This is a genomic window from Aestuariicoccus sp. MJ-SS9, assembly GCF_032586235.1.
Classification (GTDB): Bacteria; Pseudomonadota; Alphaproteobacteria; order Rhodobacterales; family Rhodobacteraceae; genus Aestuariicoccus.
On the sequence record NZ_JAWHTD010000005.1, the window covers coordinates 70,890 to 89,923 of the forward strand.

Annotated in this window: 16 protein-coding genes and 1 pseudogene; 8 read left to right on the top strand and 9 right to left on the bottom strand. The window is 66.8% G+C overall.

Annotation, left to right across the window (positions count from 1 at the left end; translation table 11 throughout):
- Nucleotides 1-67: 67 nt before the first annotated feature.
- A complete protein-coding gene (locus tag RXV88_RS05555; protein ID WP_316291112.1) occupies nucleotides 68-607 on the top strand; it encodes a hypothetical protein in 540 nt (179 codons plus the stop codon).
- A gap of 91 nt (nucleotides 608-698) precedes the next feature.
- On the opposite strand, the gene RXV88_RS05560 is transcribed toward RXV88_RS05555, so the two are convergent.
- The gene (locus tag RXV88_RS05560) at nucleotides 699-1,256 is read right to left on the bottom strand and encodes a TlpA disulfide reductase family protein (protein WP_316291113.1); all 558 of its coding nucleotides are present in this window, start codon (nucleotides 1,254-1,256) and stop codon (nucleotides 699-701) included.
- Nucleotides 1,257-1,278: 22 nt separating this feature from the next.
- Here RXV88_RS05560 and argH point away from each other — a divergent pair, with 22 nt between their 5' ends.
- The 4 genes from argH to RXV88_RS05580 all read left to right on the top strand — a co-directional run bounded on the left by argH (nucleotide 1,279) and on the right by RXV88_RS05580 (nucleotide 7,314).
- Nucleotides 1,279-2,670, top strand: coding sequence for an argininosuccinate lyase (gene argH / locus RXV88_RS05565; RefSeq protein WP_316291114.1), 1,392 nt, complete (start codon nucleotides 1,279-1,281; stop codon nucleotides 2,668-2,670).
- Between the two features lie 100 nt (nucleotides 2,671-2,770).
- A complete protein-coding gene (locus RXV88_RS05570) occupies nucleotides 2,771-3,091 on the top strand; it encodes a DUF2834 domain-containing protein (protein ID WP_316291115.1) in 321 nt (106 codons plus the stop codon).
- A gap of 301 nt (nucleotides 3,092-3,392) precedes the next feature.
- Complete coding sequence (gene lysA, locus RXV88_RS05575; RefSeq protein ID WP_316291116.1) at nucleotides 3,393-4,658, top strand: diaminopimelate decarboxylase; 1,266 nt, start codon at nucleotides 3,393-3,395, stop codon at nucleotides 4,656-4,658.
- A 37-nt stretch (nucleotides 4,659-4,695) separates the two neighbouring features.
- Nucleotides 4,696-7,314 carry a TIGR02302 family protein gene (locus RXV88_RS05580; RefSeq protein WP_316291117.1) on the top strand — a complete coding sequence of 873 codons (2,619 nt, stop codon included), beginning with the start codon at nucleotides 4,696-4,698 and terminating at the stop codon, nucleotides 7,312-7,314.
- A 292-nt stretch (nucleotides 7,315-7,606) separates the two neighbouring features.
- On the opposite strand, the gene arfB is transcribed toward RXV88_RS05580, so the two are convergent.
- The 6 genes from arfB to RXV88_RS05610 all read right to left on the bottom strand — a co-directional run bounded on the left by arfB (nucleotide 7,607) and on the right by RXV88_RS05610 (nucleotide 12,820).
- On the bottom strand, nucleotides 7,607-8,032 hold the full coding sequence (arfB, locus tag RXV88_RS05585) for an alternative ribosome rescue aminoacyl-tRNA hydrolase ArfB (protein WP_316291118.1): 426 nt from the start codon (nucleotides 8,030-8,032) through the stop codon (nucleotides 7,607-7,609).
- A 251-nt stretch (nucleotides 8,033-8,283) separates the two neighbouring features.
- The gene (locus RXV88_RS05590; RefSeq protein WP_316291119.1) at nucleotides 8,284-8,913 is read right to left on the bottom strand and encodes a queuosine precursor transporter; all 630 of its coding nucleotides are present in this window, start codon (nucleotides 8,911-8,913) and stop codon (nucleotides 8,284-8,286) included.
- A gap of 63 nt (nucleotides 8,914-8,976) precedes the next feature.
- The gene (locus tag RXV88_RS05595) at nucleotides 8,977-9,885 is read right to left on the bottom strand and encodes an esterase-like activity of phytase family protein (protein WP_316291120.1); all 909 of its coding nucleotides are present in this window, start codon (nucleotides 9,883-9,885) and stop codon (nucleotides 8,977-8,979) included.
- Complete coding sequence (mepA, locus tag RXV88_RS05600; RefSeq protein ID WP_316291121.1) at nucleotides 9,858-10,778, bottom strand: penicillin-insensitive murein endopeptidase; 921 nt, start codon at nucleotides 10,776-10,778, stop codon at nucleotides 9,858-9,860. Before mepA ends, RXV88_RS05595 begins: the two co-directional genes overlap by 28 nt.
- A complete protein-coding gene (locus RXV88_RS05605) occupies nucleotides 10,775-12,112 on the bottom strand; it encodes an MFS transporter (RefSeq protein ID WP_316291122.1) in 1,338 nt (445 codons plus the stop codon). The genes mepA and RXV88_RS05605 overlap by 4 nt, the downstream gene beginning before the upstream one ends.
- Nucleotides 12,113-12,256: 144 nt before the next feature.
- Nucleotides 12,257-12,820: an acyl-CoA thioesterase gene (locus tag RXV88_RS05610; RefSeq protein ID WP_316291123.1), complete on the bottom strand. Its 564-nt coding sequence runs from the start codon at nucleotides 12,818-12,820 to the stop codon at nucleotides 12,257-12,259.
- A 130-nt stretch (nucleotides 12,821-12,950) separates the two neighbouring features.
- Here RXV88_RS05610 and RXV88_RS05615 point away from each other — a divergent pair, with 130 nt between their 5' ends.
- The 3 genes from RXV88_RS05615 (at nucleotide 12,951) to yaaA (ending at nucleotide 16,430) form a co-directional block, all read left to right on the top strand.
- Nucleotides 12,951-13,235 carry a YggT family protein gene (locus RXV88_RS05615; RefSeq protein WP_316291124.1) on the top strand — a complete coding sequence of 95 codons (285 nt, stop codon included), beginning with the start codon at nucleotides 12,951-12,953 and terminating at the stop codon, nucleotides 13,233-13,235.
- Between the two features lie 339 nt (nucleotides 13,236-13,574).
- On the top strand, nucleotides 13,575-15,629 hold the full coding sequence (recQ, locus tag RXV88_RS05620) for a DNA helicase RecQ (RefSeq protein WP_316291125.1): 2,055 nt from the start codon (nucleotides 13,575-13,577) through the stop codon (nucleotides 15,627-15,629).
- A 30-nt stretch (nucleotides 15,630-15,659) separates the two neighbouring features.
- Nucleotides 15,660-16,430 carry a peroxide stress protein YaaA gene (gene yaaA / locus RXV88_RS05625; protein ID WP_316291126.1) on the top strand — a complete coding sequence of 257 codons (771 nt, stop codon included), beginning with the start codon at nucleotides 15,660-15,662 and terminating at the stop codon, nucleotides 16,428-16,430.
- A 3-nt stretch (nucleotides 16,431-16,433) separates the two neighbouring features.
- Here yaaA and RXV88_RS05630 read toward each other — a convergent pair whose 3' ends face one another.
- Both RXV88_RS05630 and RXV88_RS05635 read right to left on the bottom strand, forming a co-directional pair.
- The gene (locus RXV88_RS05630; RefSeq protein ID WP_316291127.1) at nucleotides 16,434-17,639 is read right to left on the bottom strand and encodes a response regulator; all 1,206 of its coding nucleotides are present in this window, start codon (nucleotides 17,637-17,639) and stop codon (nucleotides 16,434-16,436) included.
- 169 nt (nucleotides 17,640-17,808) lie between these two features.
- A pseudogene (locus RXV88_RS05635) lies at nucleotides 17,809-18,951 on the bottom strand (PAS-domain containing protein); the annotation flags it as partial.
- Nucleotides 18,952-19,034 lie beyond the last annotated feature (83 nt).

Consider the following 19,034-nt stretch of genomic DNA (forward strand, 5'->3'; position numbering starts at 1 on the left):
CCAGATGCCCCATTTCTGCCGCATTACCGAACGCATCAGGTGGGGGCCTGTGACCCGGAGTACCGATATGCGTGCGCTTCTTCTCGCTGCCCTGACCACCCTGATCGCGACGGCCTCGACCGCGGATATCGCGTGGAAGGCCGACCGGATCGCCCCCGGCTCGGTCATGGTTCTCGACAGCGACGGCGACGTGTTTACCCACGTGCGGCGCGCCTCGGACACGGGCCTCTTTCGGTTCGACGCCTATGCCGGTCACGGCAAGGCCGCAGATTACGTCGGCAGCTATCTGACCAACGCCCGGGGCGAGATTGTCCGCCAGATCGACGCCGACGGCAAGGTCACCTCGTATGCGCCGCACCGTTGCCAGCGCAGCGTCGGCAAGTGCAGCTATACCATCACCCATGCCGACGGCTTTCAGGAGGCGCGCACCCGCGTCACCCGCGACACCGGCGGCGTGCTGGAATATCGCGAATACGGGCTCGACGGGCTGATCGGCTCGGGCCGGCTGACGCTGGACGCGATGGGCACGACGCTGAGCGGCTGGCGCAAGGACCACCAGACCGGCCAGACCACCCGGATTCGCCAGATCGCGGCAGCCTACCGGTAAAAACCGTTTCCGGGGCTGGACCGATTTTCATGCAGCATTAAGTGCTTACAGAATTAACCAGTGATGGGGCCGGGCGACCGGCCCCTTTTTTTCAGCCCGATGGCAGAAGCGCCCGCAACACCGCCTTGGCGCTGTCCGACGACCAGTCGGCATCGCCGCGCAGGCGGGCGACCTCCTGGCCATCGGGGTTGAGGATGACCGTCACCGGCAGGCCCAGCACCCCCATCTCGCGCGCCAGCACCGATCCGGGATCGCGGTGCAGCGGCAGGTTGGCGATCCCGACCTCGTCGAAGAATTTCTTCATCGCGGGGGGCGCGTTGCGGGTGGTGGCGATTGTGACCACCTCGAAATTGTCGCCGCCCAGTTCGGACTGGATCTCGGCCAGCATGGGCATTTCCTTGCGGCAGGGCGCGCACCATGTGGCCCAGAAGTTCACCAAGAGCCATTTGCCCCGCCAATCCGCCAGGTTCAGCGGGTCGCCTTCGAAGGTGATGAAATCCGCCGTGCCCGACGCCTGCGGTTCGGCGTGGAAGACCAGCTTCTTCATGTCGCCCTCGCGCAGTGCCTCGGCGGCGGCGGTGTCGGCCGCGGCCGGATTTGCAAGCGTCACGGCGGCGGTATAGAGGGCTGCGAGAACAAGCTGTTTCATTCTTCCTCCGGAAAGGTGGGTCATGTCGGACAAATCCTCGAACCAGATGTGGGGCGGCCGGTTCGCCGCCGGGCCAGATGCGATCATGGAGGCAATTAACGCCTCGATCGGATTTGACCAGCGGATGGCGGCACAGGACATCGCCGGATCGCGGGCCCATGCCGCCATGCTGGCGGCCACGGACATCATCACTGATAACGACGCCGAGGCGATCCGGGAAGGGCTGCTCACGGTGTTGTCAGAGATCGAGGGCGGCACGTTTCAATTCTCGACCGCGCTGGAGGACATCCACATGAACGTCGAGGCACGGCTGAAAGAGCTGATCGGCGATCCCGCCGGGCGTCTGCACACCGGGCGGTCGCGCAACGACCAGGTGGCGACCGATTTTCGGCTCTGGGTGCGCGATCAGCTCGACGCCTTCGAAGGCGGCCTCCTCGCGCTCTTGCGTGCGCTCCTCGGCCAGGCCGAGGCCGGGGCCGACTGGGTGATGCCCGGTTTCACCCATCTGCAGACCGCGCAGCCCGTCTCCTGGGGCCATCACATGATGGCCTATGTCGAGATGTTCGCCCGCGACCTTTCCCGCGTGCGCGACGCCCGCGCACGGATGAACGAATCGCCGCTGGGCGCCGCGGCGCTGGCCGGTACCGGCTTTGCCATCGACCGCGAGATGACCGCAGAGGCGCTTGGCTTTGACCGGCCCATGGCCAATTCGCTGGACGCGGTCAGCGACCGCGACTTTGCGCTGGAGTTCCTGAGCACCGCCAGCATCTGCGCCATGCACCTCAGCCGCTTCGCCGAAGAGCTGGTGATCTGGTCCTCGGCCCAGTTCCGCTTTGTCACCCTGTCGGATCGGTTCTCCACCGGCTCGTCGATCATGCCGCAGAAAAAGAACCCCGACGCGGCCGAACTGATCCGTGCCAAGGTCGGGCGCATCTTCGGTGCGAACGTGGCGCTGATGATGGTGATGAAGGGCCTGCCGCTGACCTATTCCAAGGACATGCAGGAGGACAAGGAACAGGTCTTCGACGCCGCCGACAACCTGATGCTGGCGCTGGCCGCGATGGAGGGCATGGTCCGCGACATGGCCCCCAACAAACATGCCCTGGAAGGGGCGGCCAGCGCCGGGTTCAGCACCGCCACCGATCTGGCGGACTGGCTGGTGCGCGAAACCGGGCTACCTTTCCGCGACGCGCATCACGTCACCGGCGCGCTGGTGGCCATGGCCGAGGGCAAGGGCTGCGATCTGCCGGATCTGAGCTTGGAGGATATGCAGTCGGTTCACGCCGCCATCACCGCCGATGTCTTCGACGTGCTGGGCGTGCATAATTCCGTGGCCAGCCGCACCAGCTATGGCGGCACGGCCCCGGTTCGGGTGCGCGAGCAGATCGCGCGGTGGAAGGAGCGTCTGGGATGAGAACGGTCATGATTCTGACTTTGCTGGCCCTCGCCGCCTGCGGCGCGGACGGCGATCCGTTGCGGCCAGAGCCCAAATCCGAGACGGCGGAACAGTGACCATGCCCCCGCTGCGATACCTCTGGCTGGCGCTCGCCGTTTGGGGCGCGATCCATCCGATGTACTACTTCGTCAGCTGGTTCCTCGAACACGGCTGGCAGCTCGGTCCGATGATCGACACCTGGTATGTCAACGACGCCACCAGCGGGCTGGTCTGGGACCTGACCATCGCCGCCGTCACGCTGACGCTCTGGATCCTCGCCGAGGTCGCGGTGCGCCGCAACTGGAGCGGCCTGATCGCCATCCCGGCGATCTATTGCATCGGCGTCAGCTGCGGGCTGCCGCTGTATCTTTACCTGCGGTCGCGCCCGATCCGCGATTGAAGCGGCGAAGCAATGCCGACCTTGGTTGTATTTTGCAATTTTTATTTCCCGTTTAAGGAGAATCACGTTACGTTCCAATAGGGCATCGACCCGATCGTCCCAGACCCAAGCGGACACCATTCCGGTGTCCGTGCAACGTGGGCGGACCGTGCTGCCTCCGGCATCCCCTGACGGAGCGCGGTTATGCGACTTGCCCTCGCAGTGTTTGCCCCCTGTCGCGCGCGGTGTTTTCATCGCGCGCGATTTGCATTATGCGCCGGGGCGCGTGTGATGGACACGCGGCGCAGCGGGACCTTTTGACATGGACCACTTTCTCTATCGCGACGGGGCGCTGCATGCCGAGGACGTGCCCGTGGCCGAGATCGCCGCATCGGTCGGCACGCCGTTCTACCTTTATTCCACAGCCACGCTGGTGCGCCACTTCCGGCTTTTCGACGAGGCGCTGGACTGGGGCCCGCATCTGGTCTGCTACGCGATGAAGGCGGCCAGCAACCAGGCGATTCTGAAGACGCTCGCGGCCGAGGGCGCGGGCATGGACGTGGTGTCGGGCGGCGAATACCGCCGCGCCCGCGCCGCCGGGGTGCCCGGCGAGCGGATCGTGTTTTCCGGCGTGGGCAAGACCCGCGACGAGGTGCGCCTGGCGCTTGAGGGCGGCATCCGCCAGTTCAACGTCGAATCCGAGCCCGAGATGCAGGTCATCTCCGAGATCGCCGGCGCCATGGGGGTCACGGTGCCGATCACCATCCGCGTCAACCCGGACGTCGACGCGCGCACCCATGCCAAGATCTCGACCGGCAAGTCGGAAAACAAGTTCGGCATCCCGATTTCCCGCGCCAAAGAGGTCTATGCCGAGGCCGCCGCCCTGCCCGGCCTGAAGGTCATCGGCATCGACGTGCACATCGGCAGCCAACTGACCGAGCTGGAACCGTTCGAGCTGGCCTACCGCAAGGTGGCCGAGCTGACCGAAATGCTGCGCGCCGAGGGGCACGAGATCAGCCGCCTCGATCTGGGCGGCGGGCTTGGCATTCCCTACACGCCCAGCAACGTCGCCCCGCCGCTGCCCACCGATTTCGGCGCGATGATCCAGCGCACGGTCGGGCATCTGGGCTGCGAGGTCGAGATCGAGCCGGGCCGCCTGATCGTCGGCAATGCCGGTATTCTGGTCAGCCGGGTGATCTATGTGAAGCAGGGCGAGGACCGACAGTTCCTGATCCTCGACGGGGCGATGAACGACCTCATTCGACCGGCCATGTACGACGCCTATCACGACATCGTTCCGGTGGTGCAGGCGGAACCCGGGGCCGAAAAGGTGCCCTATGACGTGGTCGGCCCGGTCTGCGAATCCGGCGACACTTTCGCCAAGGGGCGGATGCTGCCGCCGCTCAAGGCCGATGACCTGATCGCCTTCCGTTCGGCGGGCGCTTACGGTGCGGTCATGTCCAGCGAGTACAATTCGCGCCCGCTGATTCCCGAGGTTCTGGTGCATGGCGATCAATTCGCTGTCATCCGACCCCGCCCCAGCTTTGACGAAATGATAAATCGCGATACCATTCCAGAATGGCTGTAGGGCATTCCTCCTGCGGTCCCGACCCGCAGGAGCATGAATGTCCTCTAACGCGACCGTCCCGACCGAGATTTACCGCGCCGTAAAGTGGCCGCTGCGCCTGACCCATTGGGGCATGCTGGCGGAGCGAGTGGTGCGGTGTTTCTGGCCACTGTGGTCGGTGATTTTCGTCGCGCTGGCGCTGCTGATGCTGGGCGTGCAGGACATGGTGCGCGTCGAATGGGTCTGGGGGGCTGCGGGCGTTCTGGTGCTGGCGATGCTCTGGACGCTGGGGCACGGGGTGCGCCGGTTTCACTGGCCCACCCGCGACGGCGCGCTGGCCCGGCTGGACCAGACGCTGAAGGGCAACCCGATCCAGGCCGCGCTCGACAATCAGGCCATTGGGGCCGAGGACGCCGCGTCGCTCGCTGTATGGCGCGCGCACCAGGCAAGGATGCGCGCCAAACTGGCCGAGGCTCGCGCGGTCGAGCCCGACCTGCGGGTGTCCCGCGCCGATCCGTTCGCGCTGCGCTATGTGGCGCTGCTGGCCTTCAGCACCGCGCTGGTCTTTGGATCGTTCCTGCGGGTGCAATCGGTCACCGCCATGGCCCCCGGAGACGGCGGGCTGACCTCTGGCCCGACCTGGGAAGGCTGGATGGAGCCGCCCGCCTACACCCGCCTGCCGTCGATCTATCTCAACGACATCACCGCCCAGTCGATGAACGTGCCGCAGGGCGCCCGCATCACGCTGCGGATGTACGGGGAGGTCGGCGCGCTCAGCGTCACCGAATCCGTGTCGGGCGCGCCCCTCGCGCCCGAGGACGGCGCGACAGCGACGGCGCAGGATTTCGACGTGGTACAATCGGGCCGCATCGCCATCGACGGCCCCGGCGGCCGCGCGTGGGAGGTGGCGATGACCCCCGACGGCGCGCCCTCTGTCGCGCGCGAAGGCGAGGTCGAGGTCAGCTATGACGGCAACGCCCAGATCCCCTACGCGGCGCAGGACGATTATGGAATCGTCGCCGGCACCGCCCGCTTTACCCTGGCGCTGGACGAGGTCGACCGCCGCTACGGCCTGACCATCGACCCCGAGGCGCGCCCCACGATCGAAGTGCCCCTGCCGATGCCCATCGCGGGCGACCGGGCCGAATTTACCGAGACGCTGATCGAGAATTTCTCGGAACATCCCTGGGCCAACCTGCCCGTGCGGCTGGAACTGACGGTCGAGGACGACGCCGGGCAGACTGGACTGTCGGAACCCGAGGTGCTGCCGCTGCCGGGACGGCGGTTCTTTGACCCGATGGCGGCGGCGGTGATCGAACAGCGCCGCGCGCTGCTCTGGAACCGCGACAACGCCCGCGCGGCCGCGCAGGTGCTGCGCGCCGTGTCGCACCGGCCCGACGACATGTTCCGCAGCGCGGTGCATTACCTGCGCCTGCGCACGATCATCCGCCGGACCGAGCTTTTCGCCGCGCATGACATGACCGTGCAGCAGCAGCAGGAACTGGCCGATGCGATGTGGGATCTGGCGCTCTTGCTGGAAGAGGGCGATCTGGACGACGCGCTGGAACGGCTGCAGCGCGCGCAGGACCGGCTGTCGGAGGCGATGAAGAACGGCGCCAGCGATCAGGAGATCGCCGAGCTGATGCAAGAGCTGCGCCAGGCCACCGACGAATACCTCCGCCAGCTCAGCCGTCAGGCGCAGCAGCAGCGCGACCAGAACGGCGACATGGCCCAGCAGCAACAGCAGCAGGGCGACATGATGGAGATGAGCCAGAGCGATCTCCAGCAGATGATGGACCGCATCCAGGAGCTGATGGAACAGGGCCGCATGGCCGAGGCGCAGGAGGCGCTCGACCAGCTCCGCCAGATGATGGAGAACATGCAGGTCACCCAGGGCCCCGGCCAGCAGGGCCAGTCGCCCGGTCAGCAGGCGATGGAGGGGCTGGCGGAGACCCTGCGCGAACAGCAGGGCCTGTCGGATCAGGCCTTCCGCGACCTGCAGGAGCAGTTCAACCCCGGCGCCAACCAGGGCCAGAACCAGGGCAACGAGGGCCGCGACGGCGGCCAGGGCCGCGGTCAGCAGCACAGCCAGCAAGGCCAGGGCGGTCAGGGTCAGGGCCAGCAGCAGGGTCAGGGCAGCGGCGACCAGCAGCAGGGTCAGGGTCAGGGCGGCCAGTCGATGGAAGACAGCCTCGCCGACCGCCAGCAGGCGCTGCGCGACGAGCTCAACCGCCAGCGCGGCAACCTGCCGGGCGCGGGGACCGAGGCGGGCGAACGCGCCGCCGAGGCGCTGGGCCGCGCCGAGGGTGCGATGGACGGGGCCGAGAATGCCCTGCGCGACGGCGATCTGGCCGAGGCCATCGACCGCCAGTCCGAAGCCATGGAGGCGCTCCGCGAAGGGATGCGCAATCTGGGCGAGGCGCTGGCGGAACAGCAGCAGCAGAACCAGGGCCAGCAGGGCATGGCCGATGGATCGGATCCGGGCACCCAACGCGATCCGCTGGGCCGCGACGCCGGTTCGAACGGCCAGCTGGGCACCGAAGAGGGCATGTTGCAGGGCGAGGACGTCTATCGCCGGGCGCGCGAGCTGCTCGACGAGATCCGCCGTCGCTCGGGCGAGGGGGAACGCCCGGACGAGGAGATCGAGTATCTCGAACGGCTGCTCGAGCGGTTCTGACAAGGTCAGCAAAGCTGTCCCAATGTTTCGCGCGCGAAACATAAGGGCAGGAAGGCTGACGTTTAACTTATTGTTTTGTTGAGGGTTTCCAGCGCCCCGGAGGCGTCGGCTGCCGCGACCAGCGCCTGTCCGTGGGGTGGCGCCACGACATCCGTTCTGCGCGCTTTATCTCTGCCAAGTCATCGCGTCGAATGAGCGATGTACCAACGTCGACAAAGCGCCAGCCCGCCGGGACGGGCAGGCGCTGGTCGCGGCGGGCTTTGCCCTTGATTCCGCGACTTTGGGACTTCTGTCATGAATCCGAGGGATCCACTTTCCCACGCATGGATTTGACCTCACCGCGCACCTTCTTGGCCTTCAGCCGGCGTTTCTTGGACCCCAGCGTCGGGCGCGTGGGGATGCGGCGTTTGGGCTTTTCGCAGGCTGCGCGGATCAGTTCGGTCAGCCGGTCGCGGGCGATCTCGCGGTTGCGGGCCTGGCTGCGGGTCTCGTCAACCTGCAGCACCACCGCGCCCTCCTTGGTCCAGCGCCGCCCGGCCAGGCGGCGCAGGCGGCTCTTGACCGGATCGGGCAGGTTGGGCGAGCGGGCGGCCTCGAACCGCAGTTCCACGGCAGTCGAGACCTTGTTGACGTTCTGCCCGCCCGGCCCCGAGGCGCGGATGAACTGTTCGGTCACTTCCCAGTCTTCGATACTGATCTTGTCGTTAATGCGCAGCATGGTCTTCGTTCAATCAAAAAGGGTCGCCCTGCCTGTGCGGGCGACCCTTCGAGAAGTCAGGAGGCGGGGCCGGTTAGGCGCTGCCAATTCGGGTTTATCGCACCGGGGTCTGCCCTAGTGCACTGCCCTCCGAACTGTTCCGACACCTCTCTCCAATGTTTCTCTCGACACTGGATCACCTCCTTTCAGCTGTTGATAAACGCAAGTTCAGCGTGGCACGGAACACCCCGCATGCAAAGCGTTTTCTGCGCTCAGGCGAGGTGCGTCGTGCCGGTTGCCTTGGAAACGATCACACGGAAGGGGATCAGCGCCACCAACGCCAGCGCCAGCTTGACCATCCAGTCGGCCACGGCCAGCGACACCCAGAGCGGCACGGCGGGGCCGACGCCCAGAAGCGGCAGCACTTCGCCGGCCCAGGACACGTCGTTGGCGGGCTCGATCCAGGTCAGCGCGCCGGAAAAGGCGATGGTGAAGAAGAGCGCGGTATCGACCGAGCTGCCCACCAGCGTCGAGGCCAGCGGCGCGCGCCACCAGGTGCCCTGGCGCAGGCGTTCGAAGATCGCCACGTCCAAAAGCTGGGCGGTCAGGAACGCCACGCCCGAACCGATGGCGATGCGCAGCGTGACCAGCGGGCCGAATTCGCCCATGATCTGCGTGCCCACCAGCGAGCAGAACACGCCGACGATGAAGCCCGCGAACACCACCTTGCGGGCGGGGCCCGCGCCGTAGAGGCGGTTCATCAGGTCGGTGACCAGAAAGGCCAGAGGATAGGTGAAGGCGCCCCAGGTCAGCCATTGGCCGAAGAGGAACTGCACGAGGATGTTCGAGGCCACGACGATGGCGGCCATGGCAAGAATGCCGGGAAGGTGCTGACGCGTCATTGGATTACCCGTTTTTGCAAGGTTGCGGGGACTTGGCCCGCCGGGATGACGGACGGCGCTGCCTTACGGGCTTGCGGGCGCGGACGCAAGGGTCTTGGGCAGGGCGTATTCGACGATCTCGGTGCGCTGGAAGGCGCGGAAATTGTCGTCCGAGATCAGCGTCAGCCGGATCCGGCCGGTGGCATCGCGCCAGACCGACAGCCCTTCGAGGTTGTCGTGCCGCCGGGTGCGGGTGGTCAGCAGCGTCTCTTCCCCGGTCAGCCGGTCGCCGTCGATGGTGAAGGCGCGTACGCGGCTGCGAAAGCCGAATCCGTTGAAGCCGCGTTCGAGCAGGTAGAACCGCCCGTCCGGTCCGAAATCCGCGCCCACCGGCAGGAACCCAGCGCGGCGCGGGATGGCGAAGGGGTTGTCCCAGCCACCGTCGCGGAAGCGCCAGACGGGGAAGCCCTGGTTCAGCGCGCCGGAGCGTTCCGGGATGGCGTAGAGCGCGCCGTCCGCGTCGATGGCCAGCGTCTCCATCCCGGCGTTCGGGTGCATGTCCGCCAGCCCCGGCGGGCGCGGCAACTGATCCGGCGCGGCGCCGGTATAGGCCAGGACGCGGTCAGTGCCCTCGAAGGATATAAAGACCAGGCCGCCGGGCGCAGCGGCCAGCCCCTCGGCATCGGTGATGTCCTCGGCCAGTGGCGCGCCCGTGGTCTCGAGCAGAGGATCGAGCCGCGCCGTGACCGCGCCGATCCTGCCCGCTTCGCGGTCGATCCGGCCGCGGGCGATGTGGCCCCGGTCGCTGATGGCGGTGAAGCTGTCGCCCCCGGCCCCGATCTCGATCCCCGAGAACCCGCCGAAGGCCGGGTCGTCCATCTGCCAGCGGTGGCTTTGCAGGAAGACCGCTTGCTGCGGCGCATCCCGGGACGCGCCGAAGGACAGGCCGAGGACGAGCGCCGCGCCTAGCGCGCCGACAGAACGGACGCGCATTGCTGCGGCAGGTCGGCCATGGTTAGCTCGCGGCGCGGTTTGGGCGGCGGGGCGTCCGGGTCGGGCGGCGGCGGGTTCAGGATGTTGTTCACCCAACGCTGGGCATCGTCGCAACCGTCGCCCGCGGGCGGCGGCGATTGGTCGACGCAGCCGCGCGCGCCGGGCGGGCAGGCCAGCCGCACGTGGAAATGATAGTGATGCCCCCACCACGGACGGATCTTGCGCAGCCAGGCGCGGTCGCCCTTTTCATCGTTGCACATGCGCACCTTGGCCCCGGGGAAGATAAAGATCCGCGCCACGCGCGGATCGCTGGCGGCGGCCTTGAGAATCTCGTGGTGCTGGCGGGTCCATTTGTCGTTGGTATAGGCCCCGTTGGCGCGGCGCAGCGAGATCGACGAGATATCCTCGCGCGCCTGACGGCTGAGGTTCAGGTTGTCGGCCGGGCGCAGCCAGATGTCGGCATCCAGCCCGCTCTGGTGACTGCGGTGCCCGGTCAGCATCGGCCCGCCGCGCGGCTGGCTCATGTCGCCGACGTAAATCCCGTTCCACCCCGGCTGCCGCGCCGCCTTGCGCGACAGATCCTGGATAAAGTCGATGGTTTCGGGATGCGCCCAGTTGCGGTTGCGCCCAAGGCGCATCGCCTGCCAGGTCGGCCCGGTTTCCGGCAGCTGCGCGCCGCCCGCCAGACACCCCTTGGAATAGCTGCCATAGGGGGCGGGGCTTTGTGCAGAACCCGCCGCCTTGGCCCCGAAGAGCTGCTTGGCCTGCTTGGTCGACAGCACGCCGCTGTAGCGCGGAAGCTCGACCTGCTTGGGGGCAGGTGCCTCGCGCCCGCCGCCGCAGGCGGCAAGGGTGGCGACCAGGAAAAAGGTGAGAAGGGTGCGGATCGTCATGCTGCTCGATCTCCGTCGGGTTTTACCCAGAGTAGCAGAAAGAGCCCGATTGCGAAAAGAACAATGATCGGTGACACGCCAAGGGGTTGCGACCCGGTGGCGGCGGTGACGATCCCGATCGAGAGCGGCGCGAGGAACGATGTCGCCTTGCCCGCCAGCGCGTAAAGACCGAAGGCTTCGGTCATGCGGTTGGGATTGGCCTGGCGCACCATCATTGTCCGGCTGGCCGATTGCAGCACACCGCCCGCCGCCCCGATCACCGCGCCGAAGGCGTAAAAGGCGATGTCGGGAATGGCGCTGCCCTCGGCCACGGCGATGCCGAAGACCGACGTGGGGCTGAGGGTCACGATCCCCACCGCGACGACGATCAGCAGCACGATGCAGATCACGATCACCGGCTTGGGGCCGAAGGCGCTGTCGGCGCGCCCGCCGATCACCGCAAAGACCGCCCCCGCGACGATGGCCAGAATGCCGAAGACGCCGACGTCCACCACGCTCCATCCCAGCACGCCCGAGGCATAGATGCCGCCAAAGACATACATCCCGTTCAGCGCGTCGCGATAAAACATCGACCCGCCGAGATAGGCGAAAAGCGACGGGCTGGACGGCAGGCGGCGCAGGGTGCCCGAGAGGTCGCGCAGCGCCTTTTTCACCGCGCCCGGCGGGGCCTTGTGCGCGCGCGGATCGCGCACCCACAGAAAGAACGGCACCATGAACACCGCGAACCACATCGCGGTCAGCGGCCCGACGAACCGCGTCCCCTCGCGCATTTCGGGGTCCAGCCCGAAGGCGGGCGCGAGGCCCAGCAGCGTCTTGCCGGTCGTGGCGTTCTCGGCAAAGAAAAGCAGCATGATCACCAGCGTGACCAGCCCGCCCAGATAGCCGAAGGCCCAGCCGTTGCCCGAGATCCGCCCAAGCTTTTCCGGCGGGCCGAGGTCGGGCAGCATAGCGTTGGTGAAGATCGTCGCGAACTCCATCCCGATGAGGCCGATGGCGAAGAAGAAGAGGATCGTCACCAGGCTGAAATCCACCGGCGCCGCGAACCAGAGCATCGCCGACCCCGCCACATAGAGCGCCGAAAAGAGCCAGATCCAGCGCAGCCGGTTGCCGCCCGTGTCGGCCAGCGCGCCCAGAACCGGGGCCAGCAGCGCGATGACGAAGCCCGCCGCCCCGATGCCGAACCCCCAGGCCGATTGCGCCGCGGTGCCGTCGCCCAGCAGATCGTTGACGTAAGGCCCGAAGATGAAGGTCAGCAGCAGCGTGTTGTAAGGCTGGCTGGCCCAGTCGAAAAAGAACCAGCCCCAGATGCGTTTTCGCGAATAAAGCTCTGTCATGCCGGCCCCCTGCCCATTCGCGGCGATCAAACAGTGCGGCGCGGGCAGTGGCAAGGGCCAGCGGGCGCGTGGAGACGTTCAGCGCGCCAATGGCACTGACCCAAGGCCGCCGTGCCATTGGCGCGACTTGGGGCGCGCCGCCCCCTACGCCCGCAGGCGGGTGTCGGCGGGGGCGTCCTGCATCGGCGGCCAGGGGCGCGCCTCTTCGGCCCGCAGCCAGAGCCGCACCCAGTCGGGCAGCGGCGGCGATACCGGGTCAGCGCCCATCTTTTCGGCCACCTGAGGGGCCGGCACGATGCCGTTGGGGCCGGTGACTGCGCCGCGATAGACGGCGTGGCTGGCGCATTCGCCGTCCGTCTTCCACATGGATTGTTCGAGATACATGAACCGCGCGTCCCAGCCGATCAGGCGCGACCGCATCTCGATCCGGTCGAAGGCCCGCACCCGGCGGCGATAGCGCACCGTGGCCCCGGCCATCGTCAGCCCCCAGCGCTCTTGCGCCAAGAGCTTCAGCAGACCGGTGCGCTGCGCCAGCGGGATGCGCCCCAGGTCATAGAGCGTCAGGGTGCGGCCGTTGTTCAGCTCCATCCACACGTCGAGGTCCCAGGGCCAGCAGATGTGATGCGAGACATGGGTTTCGAAGAGCGTCAGCGGCACCGCGCGGCGCGACAGCAGCGTTTCCTTGAGCAGTCGGGGGAAGGGGTACATGCGGCGGGCTCCTTTTCGCCCCTTGGTTGACGTTCGGCCGGGCGGCGTCAACCACGACCTCGCGGCACCCTTGCTCTTTCACGTGGGTATGATTACCTCTGGCCGGAACCGACGAAGGAGCAGACCTGACATGATGGCACTTTACGGACCGCTGCGGCTTATTCTCGATGTGGCGTTCTTCATCATGATCGCCCATATCATCATGAGCTGGCTGATCAGCTTCCAGGTGCTGAACCTGCGCCAACCGATCGTGGATCAGATCTGGACCGGGCTGAACCGGTTGCTCGAGCCGATCTACATGCCCATCCGCCGCATCCTGCCGGACACGCGACCGCTGGACCTGGCGCCGCTGGTCGCGTTCATCGTGGTCATTTCGCTGCGCGACTATATCCTGCCCGAGCTGCTGCTGCGGTAAGAGCGGCCCGCGCCTGCCGATGGGTTTTTTCTAAGACCTCCGATCAATGCGCCAATGGCACGGAATCAGGGCCGGAGGCCGCCGTGCCAGCGCCGACCCGCCCCCCGGGGCGGCGCTTTGGCTGGGCTTGGCGCGTCAATCATTCAAAGCAATGAGTAGGCGGGCATAAAGCGCGCAGAAGAGCTGTCGCAGGCGCCACCCCGCGGGTCGGCGCTGGCACGACTATCCAACAATCCATCCCGGTGCGTCGTTCAAGACAGCCCTCGGGACTTGCTCCGCAAATCTTAGTGTGTGATTAACGAATAAAGAGCAGATTTAGTCAAAACCGGCAGGACACCCATGCCCCGCGATACCTCTGGCGCCGAGGCGCTGCTCAGGGACGTTTTCGGATTCGACGCTTTCCGCCCCGGCCAGGGCGAGATCGTCGAGGCCGTGACCGAGGGCCGCAACGTCCTGGCGATCATGCCGACGGGCGGGGGCAAATCGCTCTGTTTCCAGCTGCCCGCGCTGATGCGGGGGGGCGTGACCGTGGTCATCTCGCCGCTGATCGCGCTGATGCGCGACCAGGTGCGCGGCCTTCGCGAGGCCGGTGTGGCGGCGGGCGCCCTGACCAGCGGCAACACCGAGGAAGAGACCGACGCGGTCTGGGACGGGTTGCGCGACGGGACGCTGAAACTGCTCTATCTCGCGCCGGAACGGTTGGCGGCCACGGGCACGCAGCGGATGCTGGCGCAGGCCGGGATTGGGCTGATCGCGGTGGACGAGGCCCATTGCGTCAGCCAGTGGGGCCACGATTTCCGCCCCGATTACCTGCGCATCGGCGAATTGCGTCGCACGCTCGACGTGCCGCTGGCCGCCTTCACCGCCACGGCGGACGCCGAAACCCAGGACGAGATCGTCACCCGGCTTTTCGACGGGCAGACGCCGCAGACCTTTCTGCGCGGCTTTGACCGGCCCAACATCCACCTTGCGTTCCAGCCCAAGGACGGACCGCGCAAGCAGATCCTGTCCTTTGCCGCCGCTCGCAAGGGGCAGTCGGGCATCGTCTATTGCGGCACGCGGGCGAAGACCGAAACGCTGGCGCAGGCGCTGCGGGCCGAGGGGCACGCCGCCTGCCATTACCACGGCGGGATGGAGGCGGGCGACCGCCGCCATGTGGAGGAACGCTTCGCCACCGAGGACGGGCTGATTGTGGTGGCCACGGTGGCCTTTGGCATGGGCGTGGACAAGCCCGACATCCGCTGGGTGGCCCACGCCGACCTGCCCAAGTCGATCGAGGCCTATTATCAGGAGATCGGCCGCGCGGGCCGCGACGGCGCCCCGGCCGAGACGCTGACGCTGTATGGCCCCGACGACATCCGCCTGCGCCGCGCTCAGATCGACGAGGGGCTGGCCCCGCCCGAACGCCGCGCCGCCGACCACGGGCGGCTCAACGCGCTTCTGGGGCTGGCCGAGGCGCTGGGATGCCGGCGGCAACAGCTGCTGCGGTATTTCGACGAAGACGCCGGGCCCTGCGGCAATTGCGATCTCTGCGACCGCCCGCCCGAGGTCTTCGACGGCACCGAGGCGGTGCGCAAGGCGCTGTCGGCTGCCCTCCGAACAGACCAAAGCTTTGGCGCGGGGCATCTGATCGACATCCTGATGGGCAACGCGACCGACAAGGTCACCGCCCGGCGGCACAACCAGCTTCCGACCTTCGGGGTCGGCCGCGATCTGTCGAAAGGTCAGTGGCAGGCGGTGTTCCGCCAGATGATGGGCCATGACCTGATGCGCCCCGACGCCGAACGCCACGGCGCGCTGGTGATGACCGAGGCCGCCCGCCCGATCCTGCGCGGCGAAGAATCGATCCAGCTCCGGCGCGACGCAGTGGTGCGAGCCGAGACCCGCCGCCCGGCGGTCAAGGCCATGGTCAGCGACGAGGACGCGCCGCTGTTGTCCGCGCTCAAGGCCAAGCGCCGGGCGCTGGCCGAGGCCGCGCGCGTGCCCGCCTATGTCATCTTCCCCGACCGCACGCTGATCGAGATGGCCGAGACCCGGCCCGCAACGCTTGACGACATGGCGCGGATCAACGGGGTCGGCGCGAAGAAGCTGGAACGCTACGGGGCGGAGTTTCTGTCGGTAATCACCGGGGCCGCCGAAGACATGCATCCCACCCGGCGCAAGCTGGCAGGCCGCGAGGCCGGGCCGCTTTACGATGCGCTGATGCAGGCGCAGGCGGCGCTGATGCGGGGTGCGGACGGCACCGAAAAGCCGCTGTCGTGCTCGGCCTCGCAGCTGGCCAAGGTGGCGCAGGTCCGGCCAGACTGCGCGGACGGGCTGGAACGAATCCTGGGCGACAAGCGCACCGAACGCTTTGGCCTCGCGTTTCTGGACGTTCTGGCTGAGGCGGGCTAGATCACCCCCCGGACCAAACGGAGGACGGATATGCTGGTGGTGATCTCTCCGGCCAAGCGGCTGGACTGGGCGGAATGCGATGTGCAGGCGACCGCGCCCGACTTTCAGGAGGATGCCATCCGGCTGGCCAGGACCGCGCGCAACCTGCCTCTGCGCGACCTCAAGGCGCTGATGAGCCTCAGCGACGATCTGGCCCGGCTGAACCGCGACCGGTTCCAGGCCTTCGCCGAGGCCCCCGAGGCCGAGGCCACGCGCCCCGCCGCGCTGGCCTTTGCCGGCGACACCTACCAGGGGCTCGAGGCCGCGAGCCTGGACGAGGACGCGCTGCACTATGCGCAGGATCACCTGCGCATTCTGTCGGGGCTTTACGGCCTGCTGCGCCCGCTGGATGCGATCCAGCCTTACCGGCTGGAGATGGGCAGCCGGCTGAAAACCCGGCGGGGCGCGTCGCTCTACGACTATTGGCGCGACCAGATCGCCCGCGCGCTGAACGCCCAGGCCGAAGCCATCGGAACCGACGTTCTGGTGAATTGCGCCAGCCAGGAATATTTCGGCGCCGTGCCGCTCAAGGCGCTGAAATTGCGGGTGATCACGCCGCAATTCATGGAAGACAAGAACGGCACGCCCAAGATCGTCAGCTTCTTCGCCAAGAAGGCGCGGGGGTCGATGGCGCGGTTCATCGTCGAGAACCGGTTGACCGATCCGCAGGCCCTGCGCGATTTCGACACCGGCGGCTATGCCTTTGACGAAGGCCTTTCGACCGAGGACAAGCCGGTCTTTGTGCGGCCCTACGCGGCCTGAGGGTCAGCCGGTGTCGGCCACGGGCAGCGTCGCGCCGTAGCGGTCGATCATCTCCAGGATTTTAGCCTTGCGCAGAGGCTTGGTCAGATAATCGGTCAGCCCGGCGGCGATGATCACCTCGCGGTCGCCCTCCATCGCGTGGGCGGTGACGGCGATGATCGGCACTTGCGGGCCATCGCCCTCGATCCGGCGGATTTCATGTGTCGCCTCTTTGCCGTCCATGCGCGGCATGGAAATATCCATGAACACCAGATCCGGCCGCCTCTCGCGGAAGGCGGCGACAGCCTCGATCCCGTTGTCCGCAAAGCGCAGATCGAGGTCTAGATGCTGCACCATCTTGCGGAACACCAGCTGATTGGTCTTGTTGTCCTCGGCCACCAGCACATCGAGCCGGGCGTGCAGCCGCGCCTTTTGAGGCCCGGCCGCCTCAGGCGGCGCGGTGGGACTTGCCCGGTCGGTAACGATCGCCTCGAGCGCTTCGAAGAGCGCGCGGCGGGCGACCGGTTTCTGCAAGACCCTGCAGACGTTCGGCGGCAGGCCCTGCGCCATCAGCACCGACGCCTCGGCCGACAGGACTAGCATGGGGGCGGCGCAGCCCGACGTGGCCAGCGCCTGCGCCAGATCGGCGACCGGCATGTCGGGAACCGCGCCCTCGACGATGACGATGTCCGGCGGCGCGACGGCAAGGCCCAGCGCCTCGGCACCGTTGCTGCAAAAGGTTGTCTGCGCGCCGAGCAGACCCAATTGCCGGGACAGGATCGAGCAGTTGGCGCTCTGCTCGCTGACGACCAGCGCGCAGGTGAGGTTGGGCGGCAGGCACGGTGCGTCGGCGCCATGCGGTTCGTCCACCGGAAGCCGCAGCCGGAACCCGAAGCACGACCCCTGCCCGACCTTCGATTCGACCCAGACCTCGCCCTCCATCATCTCGATCAGGCGGCGGGTGATCGAAAGCCCCAGACCGGTCCCTTCGAAATTGCGGTTGCTGGCCTCTTCGACCTGATTGAATTCGCCGAACACGTGGTCGATCTTGTCCTCGGGGATGCCGATGCCGGTGTCTTCGACCGTGAGGCGGATATCCGCGCTCTCGCCGTTCTGGACCACCCCGACGACCCGGACGGAGACATGCCCATGGGCGGTGAACTTGACCGCGTTGCCCATCAGGTTGGTAAGGACCTGGCGCAAGCGGCCCGGATCGCCGACGAATTTCATCGACCACGAGGTGAAGCCCCTTTTCCTGCGCGCCCGGCTGCAACAGCAGGATGACCTCGTGAATCGCACGTTCCAGATCGAAGGGTTCGGAGTGGAGCACCATCTTGTCCGCCTCGATCTTGGAATAGTCGAGGATGTCGTTGATGATGACCAGCAGCGCCTCGCCCGAGCTTTTGATCGTGTCGGCGTAAAGGCGCTGTTCGCTGGTAAGGTTTTCCTCGGCCAGAAGGGCCGCCATGCCGACGACGCCGTTCATCGGCGTGCGGATTTCGTGGCTCATGTTGGCGAGGAAGGCGGATTTGGCGCGGCTGGCCGCCTCGGCCCGTTCCATCGCCTGCTCAAGTTCGGCCTGGGTCTGCTTGAGCCGCGAGATGTCGACGCGCAGCCCGACGCGCCCGCCATCCGAGGTCTCGGATTCGAACACCCGCACCCAGCGCCCGTCCTGCAGTTGCTGCTCGAGCTCGGATCGCGGCTTCAAATGGTGCGCCATGCGTTCGCTCAGCCATTCCTCCTCGCGGCCGATCGCCTCTTCGTACTGGCCGCGCTCCAGACCGTATCGCAGGATATCCTCGAACGCGGTGCCCTTTTGCATCACCGGGGCGCTGGCGCTGTAGAATTCCCGATAAGGCTCGTTGCAGATCAGCAGCCGGTCGTCGGAATCGTAAAGCACGAAACCGTCGGGCATTTCCGACACGGCAGACCAAATGCGCATCAGATCCGTAACATCGGTGGCCAGGGTAACGATGCCGCCGTCCGGCGTGCGCCGGTCCTGAATTTTGATGAATTCACCACTGAACAGCCGGATGGTCTGGTCCGGGATTCGCAGATGATCCCAGCGGCGCGCCATCTGCTCGCGCCAGGCCGCGCGGTCCGCGCCATCGAGGTTCACGATCCCCTCGTCGACCATGACATCGAGAATATGCTCGTAGGTGGCACCGGGCCCGATTGAATCGATGCCCTCGAAGATCGAGAGAAAGGCGGAATTGGCAAGCTCCATCTCGCCTTGCGCATTGTACATGGCGAAACCATCGCGGATGGTCTGAAGCGCCTTCCAGAGCTGTCCCTCGACCAGTTCGATTTTCTGGTTCGCGGCGCCGAGTTCGGATTTCACCCGCTGGTTTTCATCGAAAACCTCGGCCACGCGGGCGCGGGTTTCGGTGATCTCGTACCCCAGTTTGCGGGCATGCATGGACAGCCTGCGATTGGCGTCGACCAGTTCGGCCTGCTTAAGCTCCAGCAGGCGCTCGGCCGCAAGGCGGGCGCGCCGTTCCTGTGCCAGCCGAGTGGCTATGTCGAGATTACGACTGTCCATGCCGGGAAAATCCTTAACGCACCGAAAGTGAACATCGCATTAAGTGCAATGCCACCTCGTGGCCGTTGCCAGACCACGGGGCG